This window comes from Caldicellulosiruptor hydrothermalis 108, assembly GCF_000166355.1.
GTDB lineage: Bacteria > Bacillota > Thermoanaerobacteria > Caldicellulosiruptorales > Caldicellulosiruptoraceae > Caldicellulosiruptor > Caldicellulosiruptor hydrothermalis.
Map to the genome: position 1 here is coordinate 2,488,075 of NC_014652.1, position 23,804 is coordinate 2,511,878.

14 protein-coding genes are annotated in these 23,804 nt (G+C 34.8%); 6 read left to right on the forward strand and 8 right to left on the reverse strand.

Features of this window, described 5'->3' with window-relative positions:
- Positions 1–24 precede the first annotated feature (24 nt).
- The 5 genes from CALHY_RS12085 to CALHY_RS12105 all read right to left on the reverse strand — a co-directional run bounded on the left by CALHY_RS12085 (position 25) and on the right by CALHY_RS12105 (position 12,292).
- Entirely contained in the window at positions 25–6,048 is a 6,024-nt protein-coding gene (locus CALHY_RS12085; protein ID WP_013404223.1) for an S-layer homology domain-containing protein, read from the reverse strand.
- A gap of 479 nt (positions 6,049–6,527) precedes the next feature.
- Positions 6,528–8,969 (reverse strand): beta-mannosidase, encoded by a 2,442-nt coding sequence (locus CALHY_RS12090; protein WP_013404224.1) that lies wholly within the window; start codon positions 8,967–8,969, stop codon positions 6,528–6,530.
- A gap of 129 nt (positions 8,970–9,098) precedes the next feature.
- A complete protein-coding gene (locus CALHY_RS12095) occupies positions 9,099–9,938 on the reverse strand; it encodes a carbohydrate ABC transporter permease (RefSeq protein ID WP_013404225.1) in 840 nt (279 codons plus the stop codon).
- Positions 9,935–10,819, reverse strand: coding sequence for a carbohydrate ABC transporter permease (locus tag CALHY_RS12100; protein ID WP_013404226.1), 885 nt, complete (start codon positions 10,817–10,819; stop codon positions 9,935–9,937). The genes CALHY_RS12095 and CALHY_RS12100 overlap by 4 nt, the downstream gene beginning before the upstream one ends.
- Positions 10,820–10,939: 120 nt before the next feature.
- Positions 10,940–12,292 (reverse strand): extracellular solute-binding protein, encoded by a 1,353-nt coding sequence (locus tag CALHY_RS12105; protein ID WP_013404227.1) that lies wholly within the window; start codon positions 12,290–12,292, stop codon positions 10,940–10,942.
- A gap of 266 nt (positions 12,293–12,558) precedes the next feature.
- Between CALHY_RS12105 and CALHY_RS12110 the strand changes: the two genes are divergently transcribed.
- The 3 genes from CALHY_RS12110 to CALHY_RS12120 all read left to right on the forward strand — a co-directional run bounded on the left by CALHY_RS12110 (position 12,559) and on the right by CALHY_RS12120 (position 17,996).
- Positions 12,559–14,295, forward strand: a complete 1,737-nt coding sequence (locus CALHY_RS12110; RefSeq protein ID WP_013404228.1) for a sensor histidine kinase — start codon at positions 12,559–12,561, stop codon at positions 14,293–14,295.
- A complete protein-coding gene (locus CALHY_RS12115; protein WP_013404229.1) occupies positions 14,292–15,818 on the forward strand; it encodes a response regulator transcription factor in 1,527 nt (508 codons plus the stop codon). The genes CALHY_RS12110 and CALHY_RS12115 overlap by 4 nt, the downstream gene beginning before the upstream one ends.
- A gap of 213 nt (positions 15,819–16,031) precedes the next feature.
- Positions 16,032–17,996 (forward strand): oxidoreductase, encoded by a 1,965-nt coding sequence (locus CALHY_RS12120; RefSeq protein ID WP_013404230.1) that lies wholly within the window; start codon positions 16,032–16,034, stop codon positions 17,994–17,996.
- Positions 17,997–18,107: 111 nt separating this feature from the next.
- Here CALHY_RS12120 and CALHY_RS12125 read toward each other — a convergent pair whose 3' ends face one another.
- Positions 18,108–19,016 (reverse strand): LysR family transcriptional regulator, encoded by a 909-nt coding sequence (locus tag CALHY_RS12125; protein WP_013404231.1) that lies wholly within the window; start codon positions 19,014–19,016, stop codon positions 18,108–18,110.
- A 124-nt stretch (positions 19,017–19,140) separates the two neighbouring features.
- A complete protein-coding gene (locus CALHY_RS12130) occupies positions 19,141–19,977 on the reverse strand; it encodes a hypothetical protein (protein ID WP_013404232.1) in 837 nt (278 codons plus the stop codon).
- A gap of 226 nt (positions 19,978–20,203) precedes the next feature.
- Here CALHY_RS12130 and mntA point away from each other — a divergent pair, with 226 nt between their 5' ends.
- From mntA to CALHY_RS12145, 3 genes are read left to right on the forward strand one after another with little or no spacing between them, the layout of a single operon-like run.
- Complete coding sequence (gene mntA / locus CALHY_RS12135) at positions 20,204–20,635, forward strand: type VII toxin-antitoxin system MntA family adenylyltransferase antitoxin (RefSeq protein WP_013404233.1); 432 nt, start codon at positions 20,204–20,206, stop codon at positions 20,633–20,635.
- Between the two features lie 7 nt (positions 20,636–20,642).
- Positions 20,643–21,056 (forward strand): type VII toxin-antitoxin system HepT family RNase toxin, encoded by a 414-nt coding sequence (gene hepT, locus CALHY_RS12140; RefSeq protein WP_013404234.1) that lies wholly within the window; start codon positions 20,643–20,645, stop codon positions 21,054–21,056.
- 19 nt (positions 21,057–21,075) lie between these two features.
- Positions 21,076–22,698: an NAD+ synthase gene (locus CALHY_RS12145; RefSeq protein ID WP_013404235.1), complete on the forward strand. Its 1,623-nt coding sequence runs from the start codon at positions 21,076–21,078 to the stop codon at positions 22,696–22,698.
- Positions 22,699–22,761: 63 nt separating this feature from the next.
- Here the strand turns inward: CALHY_RS12145 and CALHY_RS12150 are convergent, their stop codons facing one another.
- Complete coding sequence (locus CALHY_RS12150) at positions 22,762–23,697, reverse strand: DUF4097 family beta strand repeat-containing protein (protein ID WP_174299049.1); 936 nt, start codon at positions 23,695–23,697, stop codon at positions 22,762–22,764.
- Positions 23,698–23,804 lie beyond the last annotated feature (107 nt).

A 23,804-nucleotide genomic window follows, 5' to 3' on the forward strand; every position in this document is an offset into this window, starting at 1 on the left:
AATAGCGCAGGGGAAAATTCCTATTTAATTAGCTAAATTAGCAATAGTTAAAAATCGAACAAGCATAACTGCTGCCTCTGCCCTCGTTGCGAAATCTTTCGGTGCTAATAACTCAAAGGTCTTTCCTTTTATTAAACCAAGTTGGATTGCAGTTGATACATATTGTTTTGCCCAGGGGCTTATATAATAGCTATCAGCAAACCTTGCCAAATTCTCTTGAGTATTAATTAATTTAAATTTGTTATTCAATACACTCAATGTCCTTATTATCATCGCTACCATTTGTTCACGAGTAATGTAATCATTAGGCCTAAATGTTCCGTCGTTAAAGCCATTTACTAGGCCCAAATTAACTGCTGTGTTTATAGAATTTGTATACCAATCTTTCTCATCAATATCTTTAAATTTTATCTTATCTTTCGAATTTATCCATAAGCCTAATGCTCTGACTAACATTGTTACAAATTCTGCTCTTGTTATGTTCCTTTGAGGTGCAAATTCATTTTGTCTTATGCCATTTACTATTAGCTTATTGTTCAAAAGCTCAATTTCTTTAGCAGCCCAATGTCCATTAATATCGTTAAAACTCTTATTGTTTTTTACTACAACAAATATTCCTATCGTATTACCAAAAATTCTTACATTCATCTTGTTATCCGATATATCAAATATGCTTGGTGTAGGAATTATTAAGTTATTATACACATCAATAAATACTGTCGAGAGTTTCTCTTTAGTAATTTGCTTTTCAAGAGCTATATTCTTAGTAATTGTAAATAACCCAATTCTATCTACATTGATCGTTTTATCAGCAGAAGTGAGGTAAATCTCAAAATTTATTGGTTTCTCTATTGCTTCTAATCCAGAGCTTTTTAGGATTTTGTTCACTATATCAATAATTTTTTGTTCCGGTTTTGTAATTTTAATGTTTAAAACGAGATTATTGGATGCCATAGATTTAAGAATATTTTTCTTTAAATCCTCAATAAAATTCACAGGGATTTCAATGCTCGTGTTCTGGTACTTCACCTCTATTAAAGTACTTGCATTTTCTACTTTTGCTAAATTAAAGGCATTTTCTGGCAATGTTAATGTATTATTGAAGCCATACTTTTCTACATCTAATGATATCTTCTGTACCTTATTCTTTATTGCTTCTTCAATAAGATTTACCATTTCTTTTTCTACTATTTTTTCTTCCTTTTCACCTTCAAACCTTACATTATTCTCCTTTTCTTCATTTGCCACGTTATTTTTTTGTTCAAAGTAAAAAGTTTGAACAGTATTTCCACTATCCCCAACTTCTTTTGGTATTCTCACCAATAAGGTAAGTGGTTGAGGAGATAAATTGCCAGTATTGTCAATAGCATATAGTTTAAAAAGATACTCTTGACCACTTGTTAGATTTTTAATTGTAAAGTTTTTATAAGTACTTTTCAATGTCACCATGGAATCATTCCATATAAGTTTATAATAAGTTACCAAACCATTATCAACTGCTGCTGGAAATTGCAGAGTTACACTATTTGAGGTTACCTCTTTTACGCTCAGCTTGCCTCCTTCTGCCCATGATGGAAAAACCATATCGTTTGTTAGTAAAGGTGTAAAATATCGTGAACCATTGAAAAATTCATTTATTTTAGTATTTAAAATTGTATTATTTCTGAATATTCCTGATCCTTTTGCAGTACTTAAAATATTTATCCCCCAAGTTCCAGTTTGATTTATAATATTATTTTCAAAAGTAAAGTTGTTTAAACTGTTTGACCCATTTATTGATATACCTTGATAAGTACTGTCCAAAATTTCATTGCTTCTCACAATAATTTCTCCGTTTATATCCATACCAGCACAGTTTACCCATATTGCTCCAAAATCTTGATTGAAATTCCATTCGCGTCCTCCGCATCTTATCAATCTATTTCGTTCAATGTACAAAAATCCCTCAAAGGGATAAGGATGATAATCTATTTTCGAACTAATATTTATTCCACCGCCAAAAGCAATAGTATCAACTAATAAATTGTCAGACACAATATTGTTTTTACCTCCATAAATTCCTATATTGCTTGCTAACCATGGCATTTCAATAGTGTTAAATCTTACTATATTGCCTTCAACATTATGGGTAACGTCATCTGGATTATTTGGATCTTTTTGAGCCCATAGTGCAATTCCATCATCCCCAGTATATCTTATATGAGTATTTTCAATCATAGAATATTTGGTACCATAGGTTAAGTTAATACCATCTGCATATGTGTTTCTTATTCTACAACCCGAAATGTAAACATTATTCCCATTGTTTATCCAAATCCCTACCTTGGAATGTTCAATCCAAAGATTCTGGATAGTAATATTTTTTATAGTAGTAGCATTATAATCACTTTCAATTGCTGCCGGATGAGAGTCAATTCTGGTAGTCTCTTCGCCTTCGATAGATAAATCATATATTCCCACATTATCTCCTACAATTAAAAATGTTGCATATTTACCTTTCAGTACTGTGTACCACATACCTGCTCCGCGAATAACCACATTGTCTAACGCAATTTTTTCACTATCAAAGTTAAATGTACCTTCTGGAATCCATACACCTTTATGCTGTGATTTTGCAGTTTCAATGCAATTAACCAGTGCTTGAGTATCATCAATATTATCATTTGGGATTGCTCCGAAATCTAATATTGATATATAGTTTTCAGGCATTGAATAGGGCTTAGGAACAATCTCAGTTTCTATAAAATCTATATAATAGTATTCCGCTGAACAGTTTTCGTCCTTTTTAAGTGTAATAACTGTTCCAGCTGGCATATAATTATCCAAAATAACGCGAACCTCTTCAAAAAATCTGTGGGGATTACCTTGTTTAGGATCATCAGACCATGGAAATACTCCATATACCCAACTATGTTCAGAAGACAGTATTATGCTCTTTGAGAATTCACCATTAATATAAAGGTTTATTGGTGCTTCAATACCGCCACCCTCTGAACTATCTGGAATACAATATCTTATTACAATCGCGTTTGCTGGTTTTGTTAAAACAAAGTTTATATAATGACCGTTCTGAAAAAGTTTTACAGCTCTTCGACCTGAAGCTTCCGATGCAATTGTCCTATATGTTCTATCTTGTTCGATTATTTCTCCATTAGTAACAGCATTTTCAGCTTCATATCTTGTAAAATTAATAGTAGCGCCATTAGATGAATTATTTATACAGTTTGGCACTTCAATGTAATCGATAAACACATTACCACTATCATCTTCATCATACTGAAGCATTATTGTATTTAAACCTTGACGGAGGAATATATTATCCACAATACTATTCCATTTTGTCCAGCTACCAGTTTGTGAAAATGAAACCTTTTTCTCTTTTATTCCATTAGCGTATAAGGTCAATGTTTTTAAAGAATTAGTTCCATTAGAATACCCAATAACCACTTTATATAAACCTTCAGAAGGAACATTAACGTTAAATACAATCCTAGAACCTTGCATGTCAAGCCCAGCTACATATCCAGCTCCTGAATATCCTTCGTTATCCTTACTTACACAAGCTCCTCCGCTATAAAATGCCTCTTCTGCTTCAAATCGAGGATTGATGTAATTCAAAATTGGGGTAATTTGTTCAGTGTTTTTAGAAATACTCTCATTGTTGGGAACCTCAAAATTTTCTGGAGCTTCCTCAAACGCCCATTTAGCGCTCCCCAATTCATTTGAAACCAATGAACATTCAACATAACCAGCCTGATTTTCAATATTAATGTAATCAGTTTCTCTCTCTGGCATGTTACTTTTTATTAATACATAATTTGTTGCATCTGAAACTTCAATTATCCAATTTGCACCTTCTTTTATCATCTCTTGAGGCAAAGCTTCAACATACCTTGTTTTATTATCAATACTAATATAGTGTCCTGTTACCCTATTCTTTATCTTAGCAATACCATTTTCTATTTCTATTTTCCAATGTGCTCGTCCATCATTTGGAGGATTATTACCATATAGGATAACTCCATTTAAATTCTCATACAAGTAACTTCCAGTTAAATTATTTTTTATTCTCACATAACCAGTCGGAATACTAAAAGGAATTTCACAATTAACTGGTTCTAATGTCCACTGAACTTTTTGAGAATTTGATGAAACGTTATTATTACAATAAACATAATCAGTATTTTCTTCTACATGTATATAGCACTCACTTCTGTATACATTTTGCAAACTGTATACATTATCCCCAACTGAATTAATTGTCCATAAAGCACTCATCCAATCATCTTGAATATTCATACTCTCTAATGGATCTACCATCTCATTACCATTTAAAAGACTTTCCACCGCTAAATAATGTCCTGTTGCTCTATTCTTTATACGTTTTGCATTTCCAAATATTTCGATTAGCCAATGAGATACAGGGTTGTTAACATCTACTGTAGGGCTAAATCTCACTCTTCCATCCTTATCTTCATACATATACCCATTGTTATAAACACTTTTTATTCGGACATACTGCTGGTTTACATTAGCTGGAATAAACATCCATTGAGGACTACCCCAGGACGGATCTATTTGAGTACATTGTGCATAACCTTTCTTAGCTTCTACATTTATATATTGATTTGGATTTGAGGGATTTTGAATGACTACATAACCAGTTTTTGTTCCATATTCAATGTTCCATTGAGCTGATAAATCATTCGGATCTACACTTGACACTTCCACATAGTCCATATTATTTTTAATGTTTATATAATGACCACTCTTTTTATTTCGAAGCCTGTAATATTCCCCCTGTTTTTCTACTGCCCACTGGACACTTTCATCATTTTTATTGATATTACCATATATAAGTTTACCTTCCTTTTCCATCAAATATAGTTTGGTCCAATAATTCTTTATCAACCAATACTCTGATCCACTAAAATCTGGTTTTTCAACAGGTTTACTCACTATAGGTTCATCCAGTGTTCTGAAATTCCATTTCATACTACCCCAAGTAGGATTAACATCACTACATTGAAGAGTTCCTAACTGATCCTCAACATGGAGACCAAAATTGGGATACAAGTTTTGATCAGCAACAGTCATGATATTATAACTATTACCTTGTGGCTTTAATTGCCAAAGGAATGTATTTTTATCTTGCCATTGACTACATTTTACAACATCAGCCCAATACCCATTAGAATATGTCTTGTCAACAATCTTATGACCTTCGATATTAATATAATTACCTGTTGCTTTGTTCTTAATCCTATAATTACCATTGTATTCTTCAATCATCCAAATAAATCTTTCATCTTCTGAATTAGGAGTTCCATATTTTACAATACCATTATCATCATATAAATACTCATATTGTTTCCATTCATTTTGAATACGATAATATTGGTTTGGAACAATTTCAGGCGGTTGCGTACCTGTTGGTGGCTCTGGACTACCTAAATTGCTGTTATCATAATTCGTTGCATCTCTAAATACCCAATGAGCTGAACCCCATGTCTCCTGCGCCCAGTTGCTCACATGTGCTACTCCATCATCCTGCTCTATATGCAATACATAGTTACTATTCAGCTCACTTTTAACTACATATGTCCCTTGGTCATAGTCCCCTTCAAATAACTTTATCTCAAATCTGGCACTCGCCCAGTCCTCTTGTATCTCACTACACTTGAGTGGCGGATTACTCCCATACTCCTGTCCCTCTATGTTCATGTAATGCCCTGTTGCTCTGTTCCTTATCCTATACTTCCCATTTCCTGCATCCTCTATCACCCAGTGTGACCTCATATCAAATATATCCGGCGTCCCATATGCTACCTGATTATTACTATCTTCATACAAATATTGACCCGCTTTGTATTTGTTCTCTATTCGATAAATAACACTGCCAGTAATAACTTTTATGTTGCCGTCTAATGAATTTACAAACAGATTGCTATTGGGTTCTTCCGAATACACTCTAATAGGAACAAAACTAATTATTATTGAAAATAATGTTATCAAAGAAAATATCTTTTTATAAATTCTTCTGACCATTATACACATACCTCCTCCCTTTATATATCTCTCCCTTTGATAAGTCAAAATTTTAATATTTAGTGAAGTGATATTAATCTTGCATATGTCACTTCCTTTCATATTAAATCTGAATATAATACAGATTAGGTTAACCGCTTAACTATCTAAATTATATTAATACTATTTTAAATTGTCAATATTTTTGTTAAATATGTTGTAATATTTGTTTAAAACAAAAATACCTTATAATTAAAGGCAATATCATAATTCTATAAACAACTATATAGCTTTTTTCTATTGATTTAATCTTAACTGCATAAACATTTTTGAAAACTAAAAAATTTCTGTAAATCAAGAGCTACAATGAACTTAATAAAAGTTTTACCTTTTGAAAAACAAAACCCCCTCTGGCATTGAATTATTCTCATCACACAAACTTAAAAACTCGCCACATGCCAGAGAGGGTTACAAGAGTATTCTGTGTAGAAGTATTTAGTTTACCTTATCACCAACTCAACCAAATCACAAACCCTGTTAACTTTGGCGTCATTTAAACGAATTTTGTACTCCTTTTCAGGTCTTGCAAAGATGAAGTTATCTTCTACATCCTTGTCAGCTTCAATTATAAGGCAAATTGCAGGAGTTTTGGGTTTTATTATAATATGGTCATCTTCTATTCTGTACTCAAACTGGCAGGGTTTTAGTTCAAGGTTTATTGGCTTTTCAAATACAAAGTAGTTTTCGTACTCCACTTCATCAACAAAAAGGCTCACAAAAACTATGCTTTCCAAAAGCCCTCTGTCTATCTTATCCCCAATTACAGCCGTTTCAACATGTTTGGGTATATATAACCACTCACCCTTTAAAATATTCAAGTTTTCTACTTTCTCAGAAAATACTTCTATTACACTATTTTTAGGAATTTCTACAGCAAGATCTTTCTCATAAAGTTTCTGCCCATCAAAGTTCCAGATTGTAATACTTAGCTTGCCTTGTTTTGTCTTCAAATCATCGCTTACAACATAAACTTTAAGCTTTCCATCCTCATACTCAACAACTGGCAAAAACTTTGCAAATAACCTTTTTGACTCATAGTAAAGTGCCTTTCTTCTTTTCAAGTAATCAATTGATGACCATGATATAACAGGCCAGCAATCGTTAAGTTGCCAGTAAAGAGCACCGGCAGTTCTAAACTTATTTTTACGATAATGTTCAACAGCGGTTTTAATGGCCTCTTTTTGAACAAACTGTGAAAGGTAAACAAAAGAGTCAAAGTCTTTTGGAAGACCAACTGAGCCTGCCATGTACCTGATAAGTCTTTCTAAGCCCTCTTCCTGCTTTTCGTGCATTCTCAAAGTTTTTGAAAAGATTGTTTGGTCTTTAAGAGGAATGTACTTTTTCATTGTGTCAAGGTGTGCAGCTGCCTGAAAACCAAACTCGCTCACAAACCTTGCATTGTCGTGTTTGTAGTAAATGTAGTCTTTCCAGCCAGCCCAGATATCCCATGTGTGCTTGTCGCCAGCTTTTTCGCTGTTTGGATGATCACCTCCATACGGGCTTGAGATATGATATGGTCTTGTTGGATCAAGTTTTGCTAAAATTTCAGGAAGCACCTTTTTATATATCCTGTTGCCCAAAAACTCTGGGTCGCTGATGTGCCACCAGTCTACAAAGCCCCAGTTGTTTTCGTTATTTCCACACCACAGCACAATGCATGGATGGTTTCTGAGCCTCTTTATCTGGTACTCTGCCTCTTCCTTGAAATTCTCAACGAAAAAGTCAAACTCATCAGGATAGATTGAGCATGCAAACATGAAATCCTGCCACACCATTATACCGTTTTTGTCACACTCATCGTAAAACCAGTCATACTCATAAATTCCGCCGCCCCATACTCTTAACATGTTCATGCTTGCATCTTTTGCCATTTTAATTAATTCTTTATAGTCATCTTCTTTCAGCCTTGGCAGGATGGAATCAGCAGGTATCCAGTTTGCACCTTTTGCAAAAATCTTTTGACCGTTTATTTCAAATATAAAGCTCTCGCCATACTCATCTTTTTCTTTTATAATCCTAACAGTCCTGAGCCCTGTTGTAACCTTCCTTTCTTGAAATTCATTTGAACTCTTCGCAGTTATTTTAAACTCATACAAAGAAGGCTCCCCATACCCGTTTGGCCACCAAAGTTTGGGGTTTTCTATCTCAATCCTTTCATCAATAAAATACCCCTCTTTTGATTTATAAACCTCTGGAAAAATTTTCATAGAAAAGCTACCATCAAATACCTCTATCTCAACTTCGGATGGTTTTTCAAAACAGTTTATCTTTGCAAACACCCTTACAATGGCAAGCTCATCTGAGATACTTTCCACTTTTACAAACTTATCTTGAATTTCAAGCCCATTGTGAAGTTCCAAATATACGCTCTTCCAGATTCCTATCTGGAGAATTCTTGGCCCCCAGTCCCAGCCGTACGAATACTGCGACTTTCTTATCCAGCTTCTCTGCGGATAGCTGTAACTTGACTGGTAAATACTTTTGAGTCTTTCTGCCTCTTTTATTGGTGAATGAAGCACCACCTTCAAAATGTTTTTTCCTTTTTTAAGTGCAAGACTCACATCAAATTCATATTTTAAAAACATGTTGTCAGTCTTTCCTAAATAATGGTCATTTAAATAAATCTCAGATACCGTATCAATTCCTTCAAACACAAGCTTTTTGACCTGAAAATCGACATTATCAACATCAAACTCTTTTACATACTCAAAATCTTTCTCTTCCAGATCATAAAACAAAACCTCGTTTGTAGCATAAAAAGGGTCGGGAAGTTTTCCAAGATTGATTAAATCAAGCTGGACACATCCTGGCACGCTTGCCTCATAGTACTCATTTTGACCGACTTCTCTGAACTTCCACTTTCCGTCAAGACTTATTTTCACAGTCTTTGCCCTCCTGTTTTTTTGATAGTCTTTTCAGAATTTATTATAATATTTCTCACCACAAGTTTCTCTTTCTTTATTTTTAGTCTTTATCTCATTTTTTAAGAAAAAATAAAAGGGTGAAAATCTTCACCCTTTGACAGCTCCTGCAACAAGTCCTTGGATTACTCTTTTGTTAAATATCAGATACACCACAATCACAGGAAGTATTGCAATTGTGATTGCTGCCATAAGCTGAGTGTATTTTACTGTGTACTGAGAAGAGAAATTAGTAAGACCAACAGGCAAAGTCTTCAAAGCATCACTTTTTATCAAAACAAGGGCAAAAGAAAACTCGTTCCATGAAGACAAACTGCTTAGAATCACAACTGTTGAAATAATCGGCTTGCAAATGGGAAGAATGATCCTAAAAAGGGTTGTAGTAAGTGTCGCTCCATCAATGTACGCAGCTTCTTCAATCTCGTGCGGAATATCTTTTATAAAGTTTTCCATCAAAAATATTGCCATTGGAAGTCCAAGCCCTACATATGGCAAAATCAACGTTATTCTTTTGTCCAAAAGTCCAAGCACTTTGAACTCAACAAACATCGGAACAAGCAGAGCATGGATTGGTATTAGCATCCCTGCCAAAAACATTGTGTAAAGAAAATTTCTCCCTGCAAATCTGTATCTTGCAAAGAAGTACCCAACTACGAAGCTAAACAAAACAATCAAGATGACTGAGACAACTGTTGTAAATAGGCTGTTGAAAAAGTATATGTGCATCTTTGCAGTTTTGATGGCATTTATATAATTTTCAAAGGTTGGGTGGGCTGGCAGGGCGGCAATGTTTAGTGCAAATTCTTTTTCTGTCTTCAGTGATGAATAAATAAGCCAGACAATCGGGAAAATACATGAAAGTGATAGCAGCATCACAAAAGCGTTTATAATCAAAGCTCCTATTCTTGATAGTATCCTTTTGAGCGTCATTGTGTCTTTCCCCCCATTAATTTTCGCGAAAGCAGAATTATTGCAAGGCTCAATACAAGTATTCCCACAGAGATTGTAGAACCATAACCAAGTTTGAACATTATAAACGAATTATTGTAAGCATACTGTGCCATGACCATTGAACTTTTACCAGGACCACCGCCTGTCATGACATATATATGGTCAAACACCTTCATATTTCCTGCAATACAGAGCATCACAGAAACTTTCAAAGTGTCTGCCAAAAGAGGCAATATGATATAAATTGTTCTTTTAAACCCGTCTGCACCGTCTATTTCGGCTGCTTCAAATATTTCTTTCGGAATAGATTGAAGCGACGCCATCAAAATCACAAGGTAAAATCCGATGTACTGCCATATAAGTGGCACAGAAACAGAGTAGATAACTATCTTTGGGTCGTCAAGCCATGGCTTTATCAAGCTTTCAAGACCAATTGCTCTTAAAACCCAGTTTAAAATCCCTATCTGCTGGTTATATATGAGCGTCCAGATAAAACCTATTACAACTGCAGATAGAACAACAGGCAAAAATATTACTGTGCGGTGAAACTCTTTGAACTTTAAAACCCTTGTTGTCATAAGGGCAGCTAAGACAAATGCAATGCCAATCTGCCCAACAATGCAAAGTAAGGTAATTATTACATTGTTTTTAAACGACAGCCAAAAATCTGTGTCTTTTATAAGTTCTGCATAGTTCGAAAGTCCAACAAATCTCATTCTTGGCCCACCAGACCAGTCATAAAGACTATACTTGAGCGCCAAAATGAGCGGCATGACAACAACAAATACATACCATAAAACCGGCAAAGCCAAATACCCAATGAAAACTCTTGATTTTGGTTTAAAAAGTCCTCTTTCCATAGAAGTATACTCACCTCTGAAAAATTTTTCTAAATTTATACTTTCTAACTAAAAGAGGAGGGCAAACTCTTCCCTCCCCTTTCTGTTTATTGGTGAAAATTTAAAATTAAACCATCTTCTTTATTTAGAAGCCTCTCTTTCGTACTCCTGCTGAATCTTTTGAGCAAGCTTTTCAGGTGTAAGCGTGCCTATTATCATGTCCTGAAGGCCACTGTTCATAACCTCAATCACACCGGGTGATAGCTGAACATCATAAACAGGAACATATTTTATATTCTTCGCAAGCTGTTGATATTTCTTCGCAAGAGTAGAAAGCTTACTTTCATCATAATTTGTAACCTTTGTTGCCGGGAAACCACCTTTTTCAAGCATGGGTCTTGAATATGCCTCGCTCGAGAGTGCTTTTAAAAGTTCAATGGCAGCATTTTTCTTGCTCCCATCAAGGTTTGCATTTATTTGAAACGCCCAGCCAGCACCGCCTGAAACTGTGTTTGGCAATCCTTTCCCACCTGGCACAGGCGGAATTATAGCAAGCTCTGTTGCATCCAAAACATCCTTTGGAGCCTCATTTGTCACAAGCGAAATTGCCCAGCCACCTTCAAAGAACATTGCAGCTTTTTTGTTGTAATAAAGAGTCCTTTGCTGGTTGTTGTCAAGCGAGTTGATATCGCTGTTAAATGCCTTCATCTTAACAAGCTCATCAATTGCCCTGAGCGCATTTACAAACTCTGGGTCGGTAAACTTTGCACCTTTTCTATCTCTTATAGACACAAACCAGTCTGTCCCTGTGAACCTGTCACCAAGAGTGCTCAGAATACACGACTCAACAAGCCATTTTCCTTTGTTTCCTGCAGTGATTGGAATATAACCTTTTGCTCTGAGTTTTTTGACAGCATCTTTAAACTCATTCCAATCTTTTGGAAACTCATTTATACCTGCTTCCTTGAAAATTTCTCTGTTGTAGAATATAAGGGACGTTGGCTGAACCTGGATTGGTATTCCCAGTATCTTGTCTCCTCTTTTGAAATCGTCAAACGCACCCTCAACAAAGCTATTTTTCCATGCCATGTCACTGTCAAGCGCATCATTTAAAGGCGCAATCTGACCGTTGTTGTAAAATGGGTCAACCATTGAACCCTTGATAACAAACACATCTGGAAGTTCTCCACCGGCAGCCAGTGTCTTTATCTTTGTCTCATAAGTGTCATGCGACAGAGCTTCCTGTTTTATTGTCACATTCGGATGTGCTTTTTTGTACTCATTTAGTGCATTGTAAAAACCATCGCTTATTGCACTGCCATCGTTTGTAAACATGTGAGTAAACGTTAAAGTAATTTTTTCTTCGATGTTTTTGTTCTGGCTGCTCTGCTGTGGCTGCTCAGCTGTCTTTTTCTTGCAGGCAGCAAGCGAAAGCACAAGTCCAAAAACCACTAAAATAGCCAAAACTCTTTTTATAAATCTTGAGTTTTTCATAGATTTTACCTCCCTCTTGTTTCTTGATTTTCATTTCTACTGTCAATTATACAAATTTGATTATGCAATTTGTAGGTAACAATCTTATTAAAACTTCTATTATTTTAACACATTTGCTGTTTTATTATTCGTTTAAGATTGTCTCCAAACAAATATTCGAAAATTATAAATTTTTATCTTTCCGGAATCTTTTGCCCTTGTTATTTAAGTACCTTCTGTGCTATTTTAATCTTAAAAGATTTTTATATTAGAAAGGAATCGGTAAAGTGAAAAAGATATCAAGTAGTCTCCAGTTTAAAATTATGGTATGTGCAATCTTTCTGATTATTCTTTCAAGCTTCCCGATTGGAATAGCTTCATATATAAAATCTGTCAAAATAGTGGAAAGCAAATTCGCATTTTCACATCTTCACACTGTAAAACAGATTGCAAGCTCTCTTGAGCTTATTACAAATGATATAAAAGAAGCATCGCTTTACTTTATTCAGAGCGGCGATTTGAGACAGCTTTTGAAATCCGACACTGACACCGACCAACAGGAGCTTGAAAAGGCAAGGGTACTTGTAAACGACTTTTTAACATACCTCGTAGGTGAAAAACCATATATTCATTCCATCTACATAATGGGTAAAAATAATACTATATTTGACACATATGGAATCAAAGAGCAGACTTTAAATCTTTCTAATATCAACGTCCAGAGCTTTGAATGGTGTCCTAATGTCATAACAAGCAGGGCAGGAATATTAACGTATGTGATTTCCCTTGTTCGTCCTATAAGAGATATTAACAACTTCAAAAACCTGATTGGGTATTTAGAGATAAATATTGATGAAAAAAGCTTGTTTGAGGAGGTAATAAGCCTTAGCTCAAATTTTTCTGAAAACTTTGTTATCTGTAACCAGAACTATTTTATTCTAAGCTCAACAGAAAAGACTTTAATCGGAAAGAACCTTGCCAAGATGATTTCTACAAAACCCATGGAAAATATTGAACAGGGCTTTTTTTACACAAAACTGTCTGGCAAAACCTTTCTTGTCACATACTCTACCATAAAACCTCTTGGGTGGAAGGTTGTGAGCTTTGTAGAAAAGGCAAGTCTTGTTGCTGAAAATAGAGCTATACAAAGCTATCTTTTTATTACTATCCTTCTTGCCCTTTTTGCTGCATCTATTTTTCTTGTTTTCTTCCAAAACAGTATCCTCTATCCGCTCAAACAGCTAAGAATTTTTATGAGACATATCGCAAACCAGAACTTTGATGTGTACATGCAGCCAAGGGGAAATGATGAGGTGTCAAAGCTAATTCAAGCATTCAACAGTATGTCTACAAAACTCAATGAGCTTATGAACCAGGTTTACATTGCAACAATAAAGCAAAAAGAGGCAGAGTTAAAAGCCCTGCAAGAAAGAATCAACCCCCACTTTCTTTACAACACACTTGATACAATATACTGGACAGCCCGACTTGAAGGTGCAAAAAAAGCTTGCATCCTTGTTGAGGCACTCTCGAAACTTTTCAGGTCCATATTGGCAAATAAAAGTAACATCATAACTGTGAAAGAAGAGATAGAACATCTTAATAGTTACATCCTAATACAAAAGGTCAGGTATCAGGACTTGATAGAATTTTCGTTAAATGTTCAAAGCCAAGCCCTATGCTATAAAACAGTAAAGCTTGTTCTGCAGCCAATTGTGGAAAATGCAATATATCATGGCATAGAAAAAAGCGGGAAGAAGGGAAAAATAAGCATTGAAGTGTTTACAAAAGATGAAAAGCTATATTTTATCGTGTCCGACACAGGAGCTGGTGCTCCAAAAGAGGTGTTTGAAAGTGCTCTGAAGAATGACAGTCCAAATGGTAAGATAGGACTTAAAAATGTCAATGACAGAATAAAACTTGCGTTTGGGAATGAATATGGCATAGAAATTGAAAGCACACCAGGGCTTGGAACAAAGGTGACTGTTGTACAACCAGCTTTAAAAGAAGGTGATTTGAAATGATTAAAATGGTTGTTGCTGATGATGAAAGGGTAATCCGAAAAGGAATAATATCTTCAATTGACTGGACATCATACGGAATTGAAATAGTAGGAGAAGCATCAAATGGTCAGGAGGCAGCACAGCTTTGCTTTTCAAAACAGCCAGACATTGTCCTTTTGGACATTAGAATGCCCATTTTGGACGGACTTGAAGCTGCAAAGATTATAAAGCAGAGCCTGCCGAATATAAAGATTGTGTTTCTCACAGGCTATGACGATGTGGAATACTTAAAGACTGCCCTCAAACTCCGTGCATCTGATTATCTTTTAAAACCTGTGAGCGCAGATGAGCTGATTAAGGTAGTTGTTGGGTTAAAAGAATCTATCATTGAGGAACAGAAAAAGTCTTTTGAGACTTTGCTGTACAAAAACATCGTGGAAGAGAACATATATGTTTTAAGGTCTTCGTTTTTAAAAAGTCTGTTTGCAAATCCCGAAATAGTGCTTGACCCTGTGAAAGAAAGGCTTTTGAAAATCTCATTAGAAGGTCCTTACTTTCAGGTGATTTTGGCTGTGGTTGAAGATATTTTTATGTTAATGGAGTCTTCTGTACACAAGAACAAAGAGTTTGTGCTAAATCTACTTTTAAACCTAATTGAAGAGGATATCCAGGAAAAATACCGTGGCTTTGTATTTTACGGCGATTTTGGTGACAATACCTTGATTTTGATAGTAAACTTGAGTGAACCAAAAGAGATAGATGAAAAGCTTCTAAATCAAATAAAATCCAACGCCAAGAAGTATCTTAACGTTAAAATTTCATTTTCAAAAGGAATTGTTGTCTCAAGCAAAAAACAGCTGCATCTATCTTTAAAAAGTGCATCAGATAGCAAGTTCCTTCCATCTCAGCTGACTGAAGACGAGGTCGAGCTTTTAAATGCTTTTATGGCTCTTGATAAGGAAAAGACAACTTTGCTGGTAAATAAGATTTTTGAAAAACTGGAAGATCAAGATGATAAAAGCTCTTTAGAAAACACTTATAAGAAGCTTTCTGACCTTATTTTGACCAAGGCAAAAGAAATCTGCCCTGCTTTAAAAGATGAGTTTGTCAAAAGCGCAGCCTTTTCTTTTAATAAACAAGAAAGTGAAAATATGAAAAAGAGCCTAATAGACTTTGCCCTCTCTTGTATTGACAAGATTCAGAATGTAAAAGAAAGCAGGCACAGAAAAATTATAAAAGATGCCATAAGTTACATTGAGAAAAACTATGCAACCCAAATTTTACTGTCTGATATTGCTGAGATTTGCGGAATTTCTCCAAACTATTTTTGCAAAATATTCAAAGAAGAAACTGGTAAAAGTTTTGTGGACTTTTTGAATGAACTCAGGATAAACAAAGCAAAAGAGCTTCTCCTTTCTACAAACCTAAAATCTTATGAGGTTGCCGAAAAGGTTGGATTTAGCGACTATAAATATTTTTCGATGATATTCAAAAAATACACAGGACTGTCTCCAAGGAAGTTCAAAGAGGAAGGAGAAAGATAACCCTCAGGAAGTTGCTTGTCAACTTAATAATTTTTGGGCTGTCATAGAAATACTTCTATTCACAAAATTATTTTCTAAGGTATCACAAAATGTTGTGAGTGGCACAATAGTTTTATGTTTCACAAAACCTCTGAAAATGCTTATCATAAATTAAAGGAAGGATAAGTGAATTGTTTAACAAAGAAAACCATCATAAAAGGAGGAAGTATTTGGATGTTTGATAATCTGTTTTCAAAGGCTAAAATCGGGACAATGGAAATAAAAAACAGGATAGTATTTACAGCAATGGGTAATGCATTAGCTAGTCCCGACGGGACCGTATCCCAAAAAGATATCCACTTTTATGCTGCAAGAGCAAAAGGGGGAGTCGGACTTATAATTACAGAATGTACAGTGGTTGACGAAAGAGGAAAAGGTAATACAAGGCAGATATGCGTCTATGATGACAAATTTATCCCGGGTCTTAAAGCTTTAGCAGATGAAATTCATAAATATGATGCTAAAATAGTAGCTCAGATTTATCATCCTGGAAGACAGGGAATTTCGGCTATAAACGGAAATTTGTCAATGCCAGCGCCAAGCAAGATAGAATGTAAGGTGGTGCGCCAACCAGTTGAGGAAATGACTATTGAACAAATTGAAGATATGATAGACAAGTTCATAAATGCAGCAGTAAGAGTCAAAAAAGCAGGTATAGATGGTGTTGAGATTCATGCAGCTCACGGATACTTGGTTAACCAGTTTTTGAGCCCTTACACTAACAAAAGAACGGACAAGTATGGTGGAAGTCTTGAAAACAGAATGAGATTTCTTGAAGAGATAATTTTAGGTATAAGAGAGAAATGTGGTAAAGACTATCCTCTGTTAGTAAGGTTATCAGTTGACGAATTTTTAGGACTTATAGGCCTTCCTGAAGAAGGACTGCACCTTGAAGAGAGCATCAAAATAGCTCAAAGGTTAGAAGCTTTGGGTGTGGATGCACTCGATATAAGCTGTGGAATATATGAAACTATGAATGTAGCATGGGAACCTATATCTTTTGACCAAGGGTGGAAGATATATTTGGCTGAAACAATAAAAAAAGCTGTAAACATACCTGTAATAGCAGTATCAGTTATAAGAGACCCAGAGTATGCAGACCAGTTAATCAAAGAAGGAAAAATCGATTTTGCAGGCTCAGCAAGACAACATTTCGCAGACCCCGAATGGGCAAATAAGGCAAAAGAAGGTAGAGTAAATGAAATAAGAAAGTGTATCTCTTGCCTGTATTGCATGGAAACTCTTATGAAGGCTGACTTGACAGGTATTCCTTGTCAATGCGCCATTAACATTCAAGCAGGAAGAGAAGATGAGCTTAGCAGCTTTAAAGAAGATGGCGAAGGAAAAATTGTTGCAATAATTGGAGCAGGACCTGCTGGTCTTGAGGCTGCAAGAGTTTTAGCACTCAGAAGATACAAACCCATTGTATTTGAAAAATCAGATAAAATAGGAGGTATGCTTCAGCTTGGTTGTAAACCACCTAAGAAAGAGAAAATTAAATGGTTAATAGACTATCTAAAATCCCAGATTGAAAAGATGGGTATTGAAGTAAGATACAACTCTGTACCTACTATAGAAACTTTAAAAGCTCTTAATCCTTATGCAGTATTTATCGCGCACGGTTCAAAGCCATTGATACCACAAACAATTGCAGGGATAGAAAGCAAAAATGTGCTGACTATTGAAGATGTTTTGAGTGGAAAAATAACATTGAATAATAAAAAAGTGACTGTAGTTGGATCAGGACTAACAGGTCTTGAAACTGCTCACTACCTTGCTGAAAATAACAATGATGTTAGCATATTCGAAATGGCCGACGAAATAGGACCGGGAGCATATTTTCAGAATTTAATAGATGTACTCAATCATCTGAAAGCCTTCAATGTTAAACTGTATCCGAAACGAAAATTGGTCAAGATAGATGAAAATATAGCCATCTTCGAAAATACTGAGACCAAAGTACAGGAACAATACGAGTTTGATTATATTGTACTTTCTCTGGGAAGAGTTCCAAATAAAGAGTATGTTGATGAAATAAAATCTAATTTTGATAAAGTCTTTATACTTGGAGATGCCAAAGAAATTGGAACTATAAGAAATGCAATGGAATCTGGATTTTTAACCGCCTATAATCTGTAAACTGGACAGTAAAATAAAACTTAAGAAAAGTATCTTTGGCCATAATTCTCAAGCCTTTATAACATAAGAAATTTTTTTAAATTTTAGACAGGCTTGAGATTATGGCTTTTTTTAATTTGAACTTTGTGTTGTTCTGCTTCTGTTCTTGCTGAGAAAATAGTTTATGAATTTCTCTGCTGCTGGACTAATTTTAGTATTCTTCTTTACAATAAACCCTACATCCCAAAATACATCCGGCTCATCTATGGGTATGCAACAAATGTTATTGTATTTTTCAACATGAGTTAACTTTTCAACAAAAACAAAAATGCCTTTATTTAATTCGACAAAGTCGTAGGCAACATTGAGGTCATGACTGGATTTATAATAAACATTGGGAGTAAACCCCGCTTTTTTGAAATGTTCCATGAGAACACGCTGAATTCGGAAAGTATCATCTAAAATAATAAACTTTTCATCTTTGAGGTCTTCAAATTTGATACTTTTTTTATGAGATAATGGATTATTTTTATTAACTATCGCAATAAGGTTTTCTTTTATCAAGTGATAGTATTTGAATCTCTTCTCATCTTTCGGTCTCACTGTAAGCGCTAAATCAAGAAATCCATTTAAAACATTTAATTCACAATCCACATCTGTATATTCTCCTATTTCAATTTCAATATCATAATACTTACTTTCAAATTCAACAATCTCTTTTACTCCTAAAACCTGCAAGGTCCCTGGCGCAAAACCTACTCTCAGTTTTTCTTTTTTCTTGTTTACCATATCATTAATTTCTGCAACAAAATTCTCAAACTCTTTGACTAAAACTTCTGCTTTTGGCAAGATATATTTTCCAAGCTCAGTGGGATAAACTCCTTTGGAATCTCTATAGAAAAGAGGCGCACCAATTTCTTTTTCTAAGTTCTTGATTATCCTGCTTATAGCCTGCTGAGTAACAAATAATTCTTGCGCTGCTTTAGAAAAACTATTATTTTGGCACACTTTAACAAAATATTTTAACGAAGTTATATCCATACATATCACCCTAAAATCGCTGACATCTGGACAGCGCCTTTCTTCCTCTTATTATATAGATTAAACATCTTATAAGTCAACTTTTTAACAATCGGATTGAGGAATAGCCAACGTCATAACCATTTTAAATATACCTTTTTTGTTTCTGTATAATTTTTTCATTAATGTATGTTCCAATCGTTATTGATGTTATATCTGTCATTGTCCTTGCTATCAAATCAATAATATTTACTTTGTAAACTAATACAATAAAAAAATTGAATAATAAGAGATTTGCACCATAAATAAAAAATCCAAAAGTTAAGGCTTTTTTTAAGTCACTTTTTACCCCAATACCTCTCTTCAAAATTGAATACATAATTCCTATCCAACTGCCGCTTATAATTGTCCATATTATTGTTTTTAAAGGACTTGTGAAAAAAGAAGAAGTAATATGAATTACATTATAGCTAAATAATCTTAACAACACAAAACAAAAAGTTACTATTGCCAATCTCCTTTTACCTAAATTAAAATCCATATTCTTTAGGTTTTGAGAGTCTTTGCCAACAAATACGCCCAACAGCAATCCTAAAAACATAAGTGAGAGTCCGTCCACTATTGGATAAGCTAACATTTCAGTTAGTTTATTAGTGAAAAGTGTAGGTAAGGGTTCAAGTAAGTATATCCCCCACATTACAGAAAATAAAAATCCAAATGTTAATCCTTTTTTAATTTTGTTCCCCTGCAGTCCTTCTTGAACTATTGCAAAGCCTATTGATAGGAAAAAATAAACAATCAGAGCATAAGCTATAAATGAAGGAATTAACACGCCCGCTTCAACAATCATACTTCTCGGCAGAGAAATCTCGGCAGTTGGTGGAATAAAAGCCTGCAACACTATTCTAAATACTGTGGCAGATAGTGACACCAAAAATAAAGTTAAGAGGTTAATGCGGGTTTTAAAAAATTTTAATTTCATAAAACTTAAAATCTCCTTTTCAACATATGTTACCTATTATACAGCGGAAATATTAAACCTTCATTTAAAAATTGTTAAAACAAAGTTAAATATTAACTCTTAGAAAAATAGTAACTTCTATAAAAAGATCAAAAAAATAAAGAAGAAGAGCAAAAATAAAAGCGCTTTTTTCTTTTTTGTGATATAATTTTATGAAAGAGTTTGTAGGAAGCTGTGTGGATGTGTTATGGAACAAGAAAAAATTATAGAGCTGGCAGTGGAGTTTGTTGAGAGAATATCCAAGGAATGCCCAATAAAGTTTGCATATTTGTTCGGATCATTTGCAACAGGAACATTTAACAATATGAGCGATGTTGACATCGCAGTTATGTTTGAAGAAGATATCCCTGCGATTGACGAAGCAATCTTGAGAGGTCTTTTGATGGAAGAGGGAAAAACTCTATTTAAAAGAGATGTTGATATTGTCAACCTGAAAAATGCTAATATTTTTTTAAAGTACAGCATAATCAAGGATGGGATAATTCTAAAAGACCATGAAGAAAGAAGCTTATTTGAAGCAAGTGTGCTCAGAGAATACCTTGATTTTAGCTATTATTCTGAAATATACAATCAAAAGATTCTTGAAAGTATAAAAAATAAAGAATTTTTTAGAAGGTGACTTTTTTATGGTCAAAAGAGATGTGATTTTGTCTAAAATATCACAGCTTAAAGAGTATATTGACTTTTTAAAAGAGATTAGAAATACTCCAAAAGAAGAATATATTTCAAATAAATTTGTTTATGGCTCTGCTGAAAGATTTTTACATCTTGCAATAGAAGCTATTTTTGACATATGTAATCATATAATTTCTGATTTACATTTGCGAAAGCCAGAAAACTATAAAGATATTTTTAAAGTACTTTTTGAAAACAATATTATTAACAAAACCCAGTTTGAAAAATTTTCTAAAATGGCTGGTTTTAGAAATATTCTTGTGCACGATTATGCAAAAATAAACAGAGAAATGGTTTACGAAATCATACTTAACAATTTAAATGATTTTGAAGACTTTATTGACACAATCTCAGAGTATATTTAGCACAAAGAAGGTGGAAAATATGAAGGTTTTACTTTGCCAGATAAATCCCATTGTTGGAGATATTGAAGGTAACACAAAAAAGATAATTGAGATTATAAAATCGCACAGAGACGCAAAAATTCTTATATTTCCGGAACTTGCAATCTGCGGATATCCTCCAAAAGACCTCTTGTTTCAAAAAGACTTTATAGAGGCTGTTGACAAGGCAATAGAAAAAATTGCAAAAGAAGTGGAAGACAGTTACGTAATTGTCGGTAGCCCAACAAAGAGCCATCATGTTTCAAAGCTTTTCAATAGCGCTATTATTCTTTATCAGGGCAAAATAGAAAAGATTATACACAAAACTCTTTTGCCCTCTTATGATGTATTTGATGAAAACAGGTATTTTACACCAAGCCCTACAAGAGAGGTTGTAACTATTGAAGGAATAAACTTTGGGATAAGCATATGCGAGGATATCTGGAACATAAACAACGATGAAAATGCAATGTACGATATAAACGTGCTTGACGAGCTTTGTCAAAAGGGTGCAAAGGTGTTTATAAACCTTTCAGCATCACCATATCATTATACGAAACTTGAAACTCAGAGGCTAAAAGTTTTGAAAGAGGCTGCAACAAAGTATGGCATTCCTGTTATATATGTGAATCAGGTTGGTGGAAACGATGAGCTGATATTTGACGGAAACAGTGTGGTACTCAGCTCAGACGGCAGGCTGGTAGCAAAAGCAAAAGAGTTTGAAGAGGACATTCTAGAAATTGAACTTGAAAATATTGATAAAATACCAGAAATTAAAATACAAGAAGACATCTCGTGGATTAAAAAAGCGCTTGTGCTTGGAATAAGAGATTACTTTGAAAAGACAGGAATAACCAAAAAGGCAGTAGTAGGTCTTTCTGGAGGGATTGACTCGTCAGTTGTTTGCTGTTTGGCGGTTGAAGCACTGGGAAGAGAAAACGTCTTAGGTGTTTCTATGCCATCGCGCTACTCTTCAGAACACAGTATAAAAGACGCAAAAAGCTTAGCAGAGAACCTTGGAATTGAGTTTAGAATATATCCAATTGAAGATGTTTTCAGAGCATACTTGAGGATGTTCAACACAAGTGAAACGCCCTTGCAAGACCTTGCAGAAGAAAATATCCAAGCGCGAATTCGCGGAAATATCCTCATGTTTATATCAAACAGGGAAAACAGGCTTGTTCTCACAACAGGGAACAAGTCTGAGCTTGCAGTTGGATACTGCACACTTTACGGTGATATGGCAGGCGGGCTTGCAGTTATATCAGATTTGCCGAAAATGCTTGTGTATGAGCTTGCAAGGTATATAAACAGGGAAAGAGAAATAATACCACACAACGTTTTAGTAAAACCACCATCTGCAGAGCTTCGACCAAACCAAAAAGACCAGGACACTCTCCCACCGTATGAGGTGCTTGATCCAATACTTGTTGCATATATAGAAGAGCAAAAGAGCATAAATGAAATAGTGGAAATGGGATACCCAAAAGAGCTTGTACTCAAAGTAATAAAGATGGTGGAAAGAGCAGAATACAAACGCAAACAGGCAGCGCCGGGCTTGAAAGTAACATCAAAAGCGTTTGGTTTTGGCAGGCGCATGCCAATTGTCCAGAGATGGGTGTGAAAAAATTATTATAAAAGAGAGTACAGGGTCTGTCCACAAGCTTCAAAACAGACCCTGTATTTTTTAATAATCTTTAATTATTTTTACTGTACCATTCATATTTGTGATTTTAATAGTATTTTCCCCTGAATCAAGGTCTATATAATAGCCGTCTCCCATTTTTATGATGTCAAAATCGGATTTTACCTTGCCTTTTGCTGAAATCTTAATCTTTGCCTTGACAGCTTTGCCTGCAGCAAAAGAAATATCTCCTTCACCCACATTTACAATAGATGAATTGCCATATCCACTTACCTTCTCTATCTTTGCTATAATATTCCCTTTTGTTGTTGAAACTTTGAAGCTGCCTGTTTTTTCGATTTTGAGGTTTATGTTGCCTTTGCCATTGCTAATTAGAAAATCTCCGCTGACATAGTCAAGCTTGATATCACCTTCACCATTTTTAATGTCAAGCACTGTTTCTGTGTTTGTCACTGCAATGTTTCCCACACCATTTACTATGTAAACAGAGCCGCCTTTAATATCTGAGATACTTACACTGCCACTATTGTTTTGAACAACTACTTTGCAGTCCTGCGGCAGGAAAATCTCAAATTTAAATTCCCTTTTTGGATTTGAAACCTTGTTAGCTAAAACTGCCTCAGTACTGCCGTATGCCCTTGCCTTTACATAGACCCTGTCAACTTCATTTTCAATGCTGGCATCCATGTCATCAAAAATCTTCTGCAGTTCCATTCTATCGAGCTCCTTGACATTGCTGCCACTTTCATTATATGTCCATACCACTTTTTTGACGTATCTTACAGCAATGTCAGATGTGACTTTTCCCCTGATGATAATAGAAGAGCTGTCACAGTCAATGACAAAAGCCTTTCCTTTATAATCTAAAACCATCCACTTTCCTTCCTGTGAATACTCTTTTGTCTTTGCTTTTTGAGGCGTGCAAGCAGCAAGCATAAAAAGAATTGCCAGTAAAATGGCTATCAATTTGAACTTCATAAAAATCCCCCTTGAGTTTTCAAAAGAAAGAAAAGACCTCAAAACAATTTTTATATAGAAATTGTATAATAAATGCTCTTTTTTGTATACTACCCAAAAGCCAACTT

Coding starts and splice junctions, on each gene's coding strand:
- CALHY_RS12085 (WP_013404223.1), bottom strand. CDS start 6,048: ATGGTCAGAAGAATTTATAAAAAGATATTTTCTTTGATAACATTATTT.
- CALHY_RS12095 (WP_013404225.1), bottom strand. CDS start 9,938: ATGACGCTCAAAAGGATACTATCAAGAATAGGAGCTTTGATTATAAAC.
- CALHY_RS12100 (WP_013404226.1), bottom strand. CDS start 10,819: ATGGAAAGAGGACTTTTTAAACCAAAATCAAGAGTTTTCATTGGGTAT.
- CALHY_RS12105 (WP_013404227.1), bottom strand. CDS start 12,292: ATGAAAAACTCAAGATTTATAAAAAGAGTTTTGGCTATTTTAGTGGTT.
- CALHY_RS12115 (WP_013404229.1), top strand. CDS start 14,292: ATGATTAAAATGGTTGTTGCTGATGATGAAAGGGTAATCCGAAAAGGA.
- CALHY_RS12120 (WP_013404230.1), top strand. CDS start 16,032: ATGTTTGATAATCTGTTTTCAAAGGCTAAAATCGGGACAATGGAAATA.
- CALHY_RS12125 (WP_013404231.1), bottom strand. CDS start 19,016: ATGGATATAACTTCGTTAAAATATTTTGTTAAAGTGTGCCAAAATAAT.
- CALHY_RS12130 (WP_013404232.1), bottom strand. CDS start 19,977: ATGAAATTAAAATTTTTTAAAACCCGCATTAACCTCTTAACTTTATTT.
- mntA (WP_013404233.1), top strand. CDS start 20,204: ATGGAACAAGAAAAAATTATAGAGCTGGCAGTGGAGTTTGTTGAGAGA.
- hepT (WP_013404234.1), top strand. CDS start 20,643: ATGGTCAAAAGAGATGTGATTTTGTCTAAAATATCACAGCTTAAAGAG.
- CALHY_RS12145 (WP_013404235.1), top strand. CDS start 21,076: ATGAAGGTTTTACTTTGCCAGATAAATCCCATTGTTGGAGATATTGAA.
- CALHY_RS12150 (WP_174299049.1), bottom strand. CDS start 23,697: ATGAAGTTCAAATTGATAGCCATTTTACTGGCAATTCTTTTTATGCTT.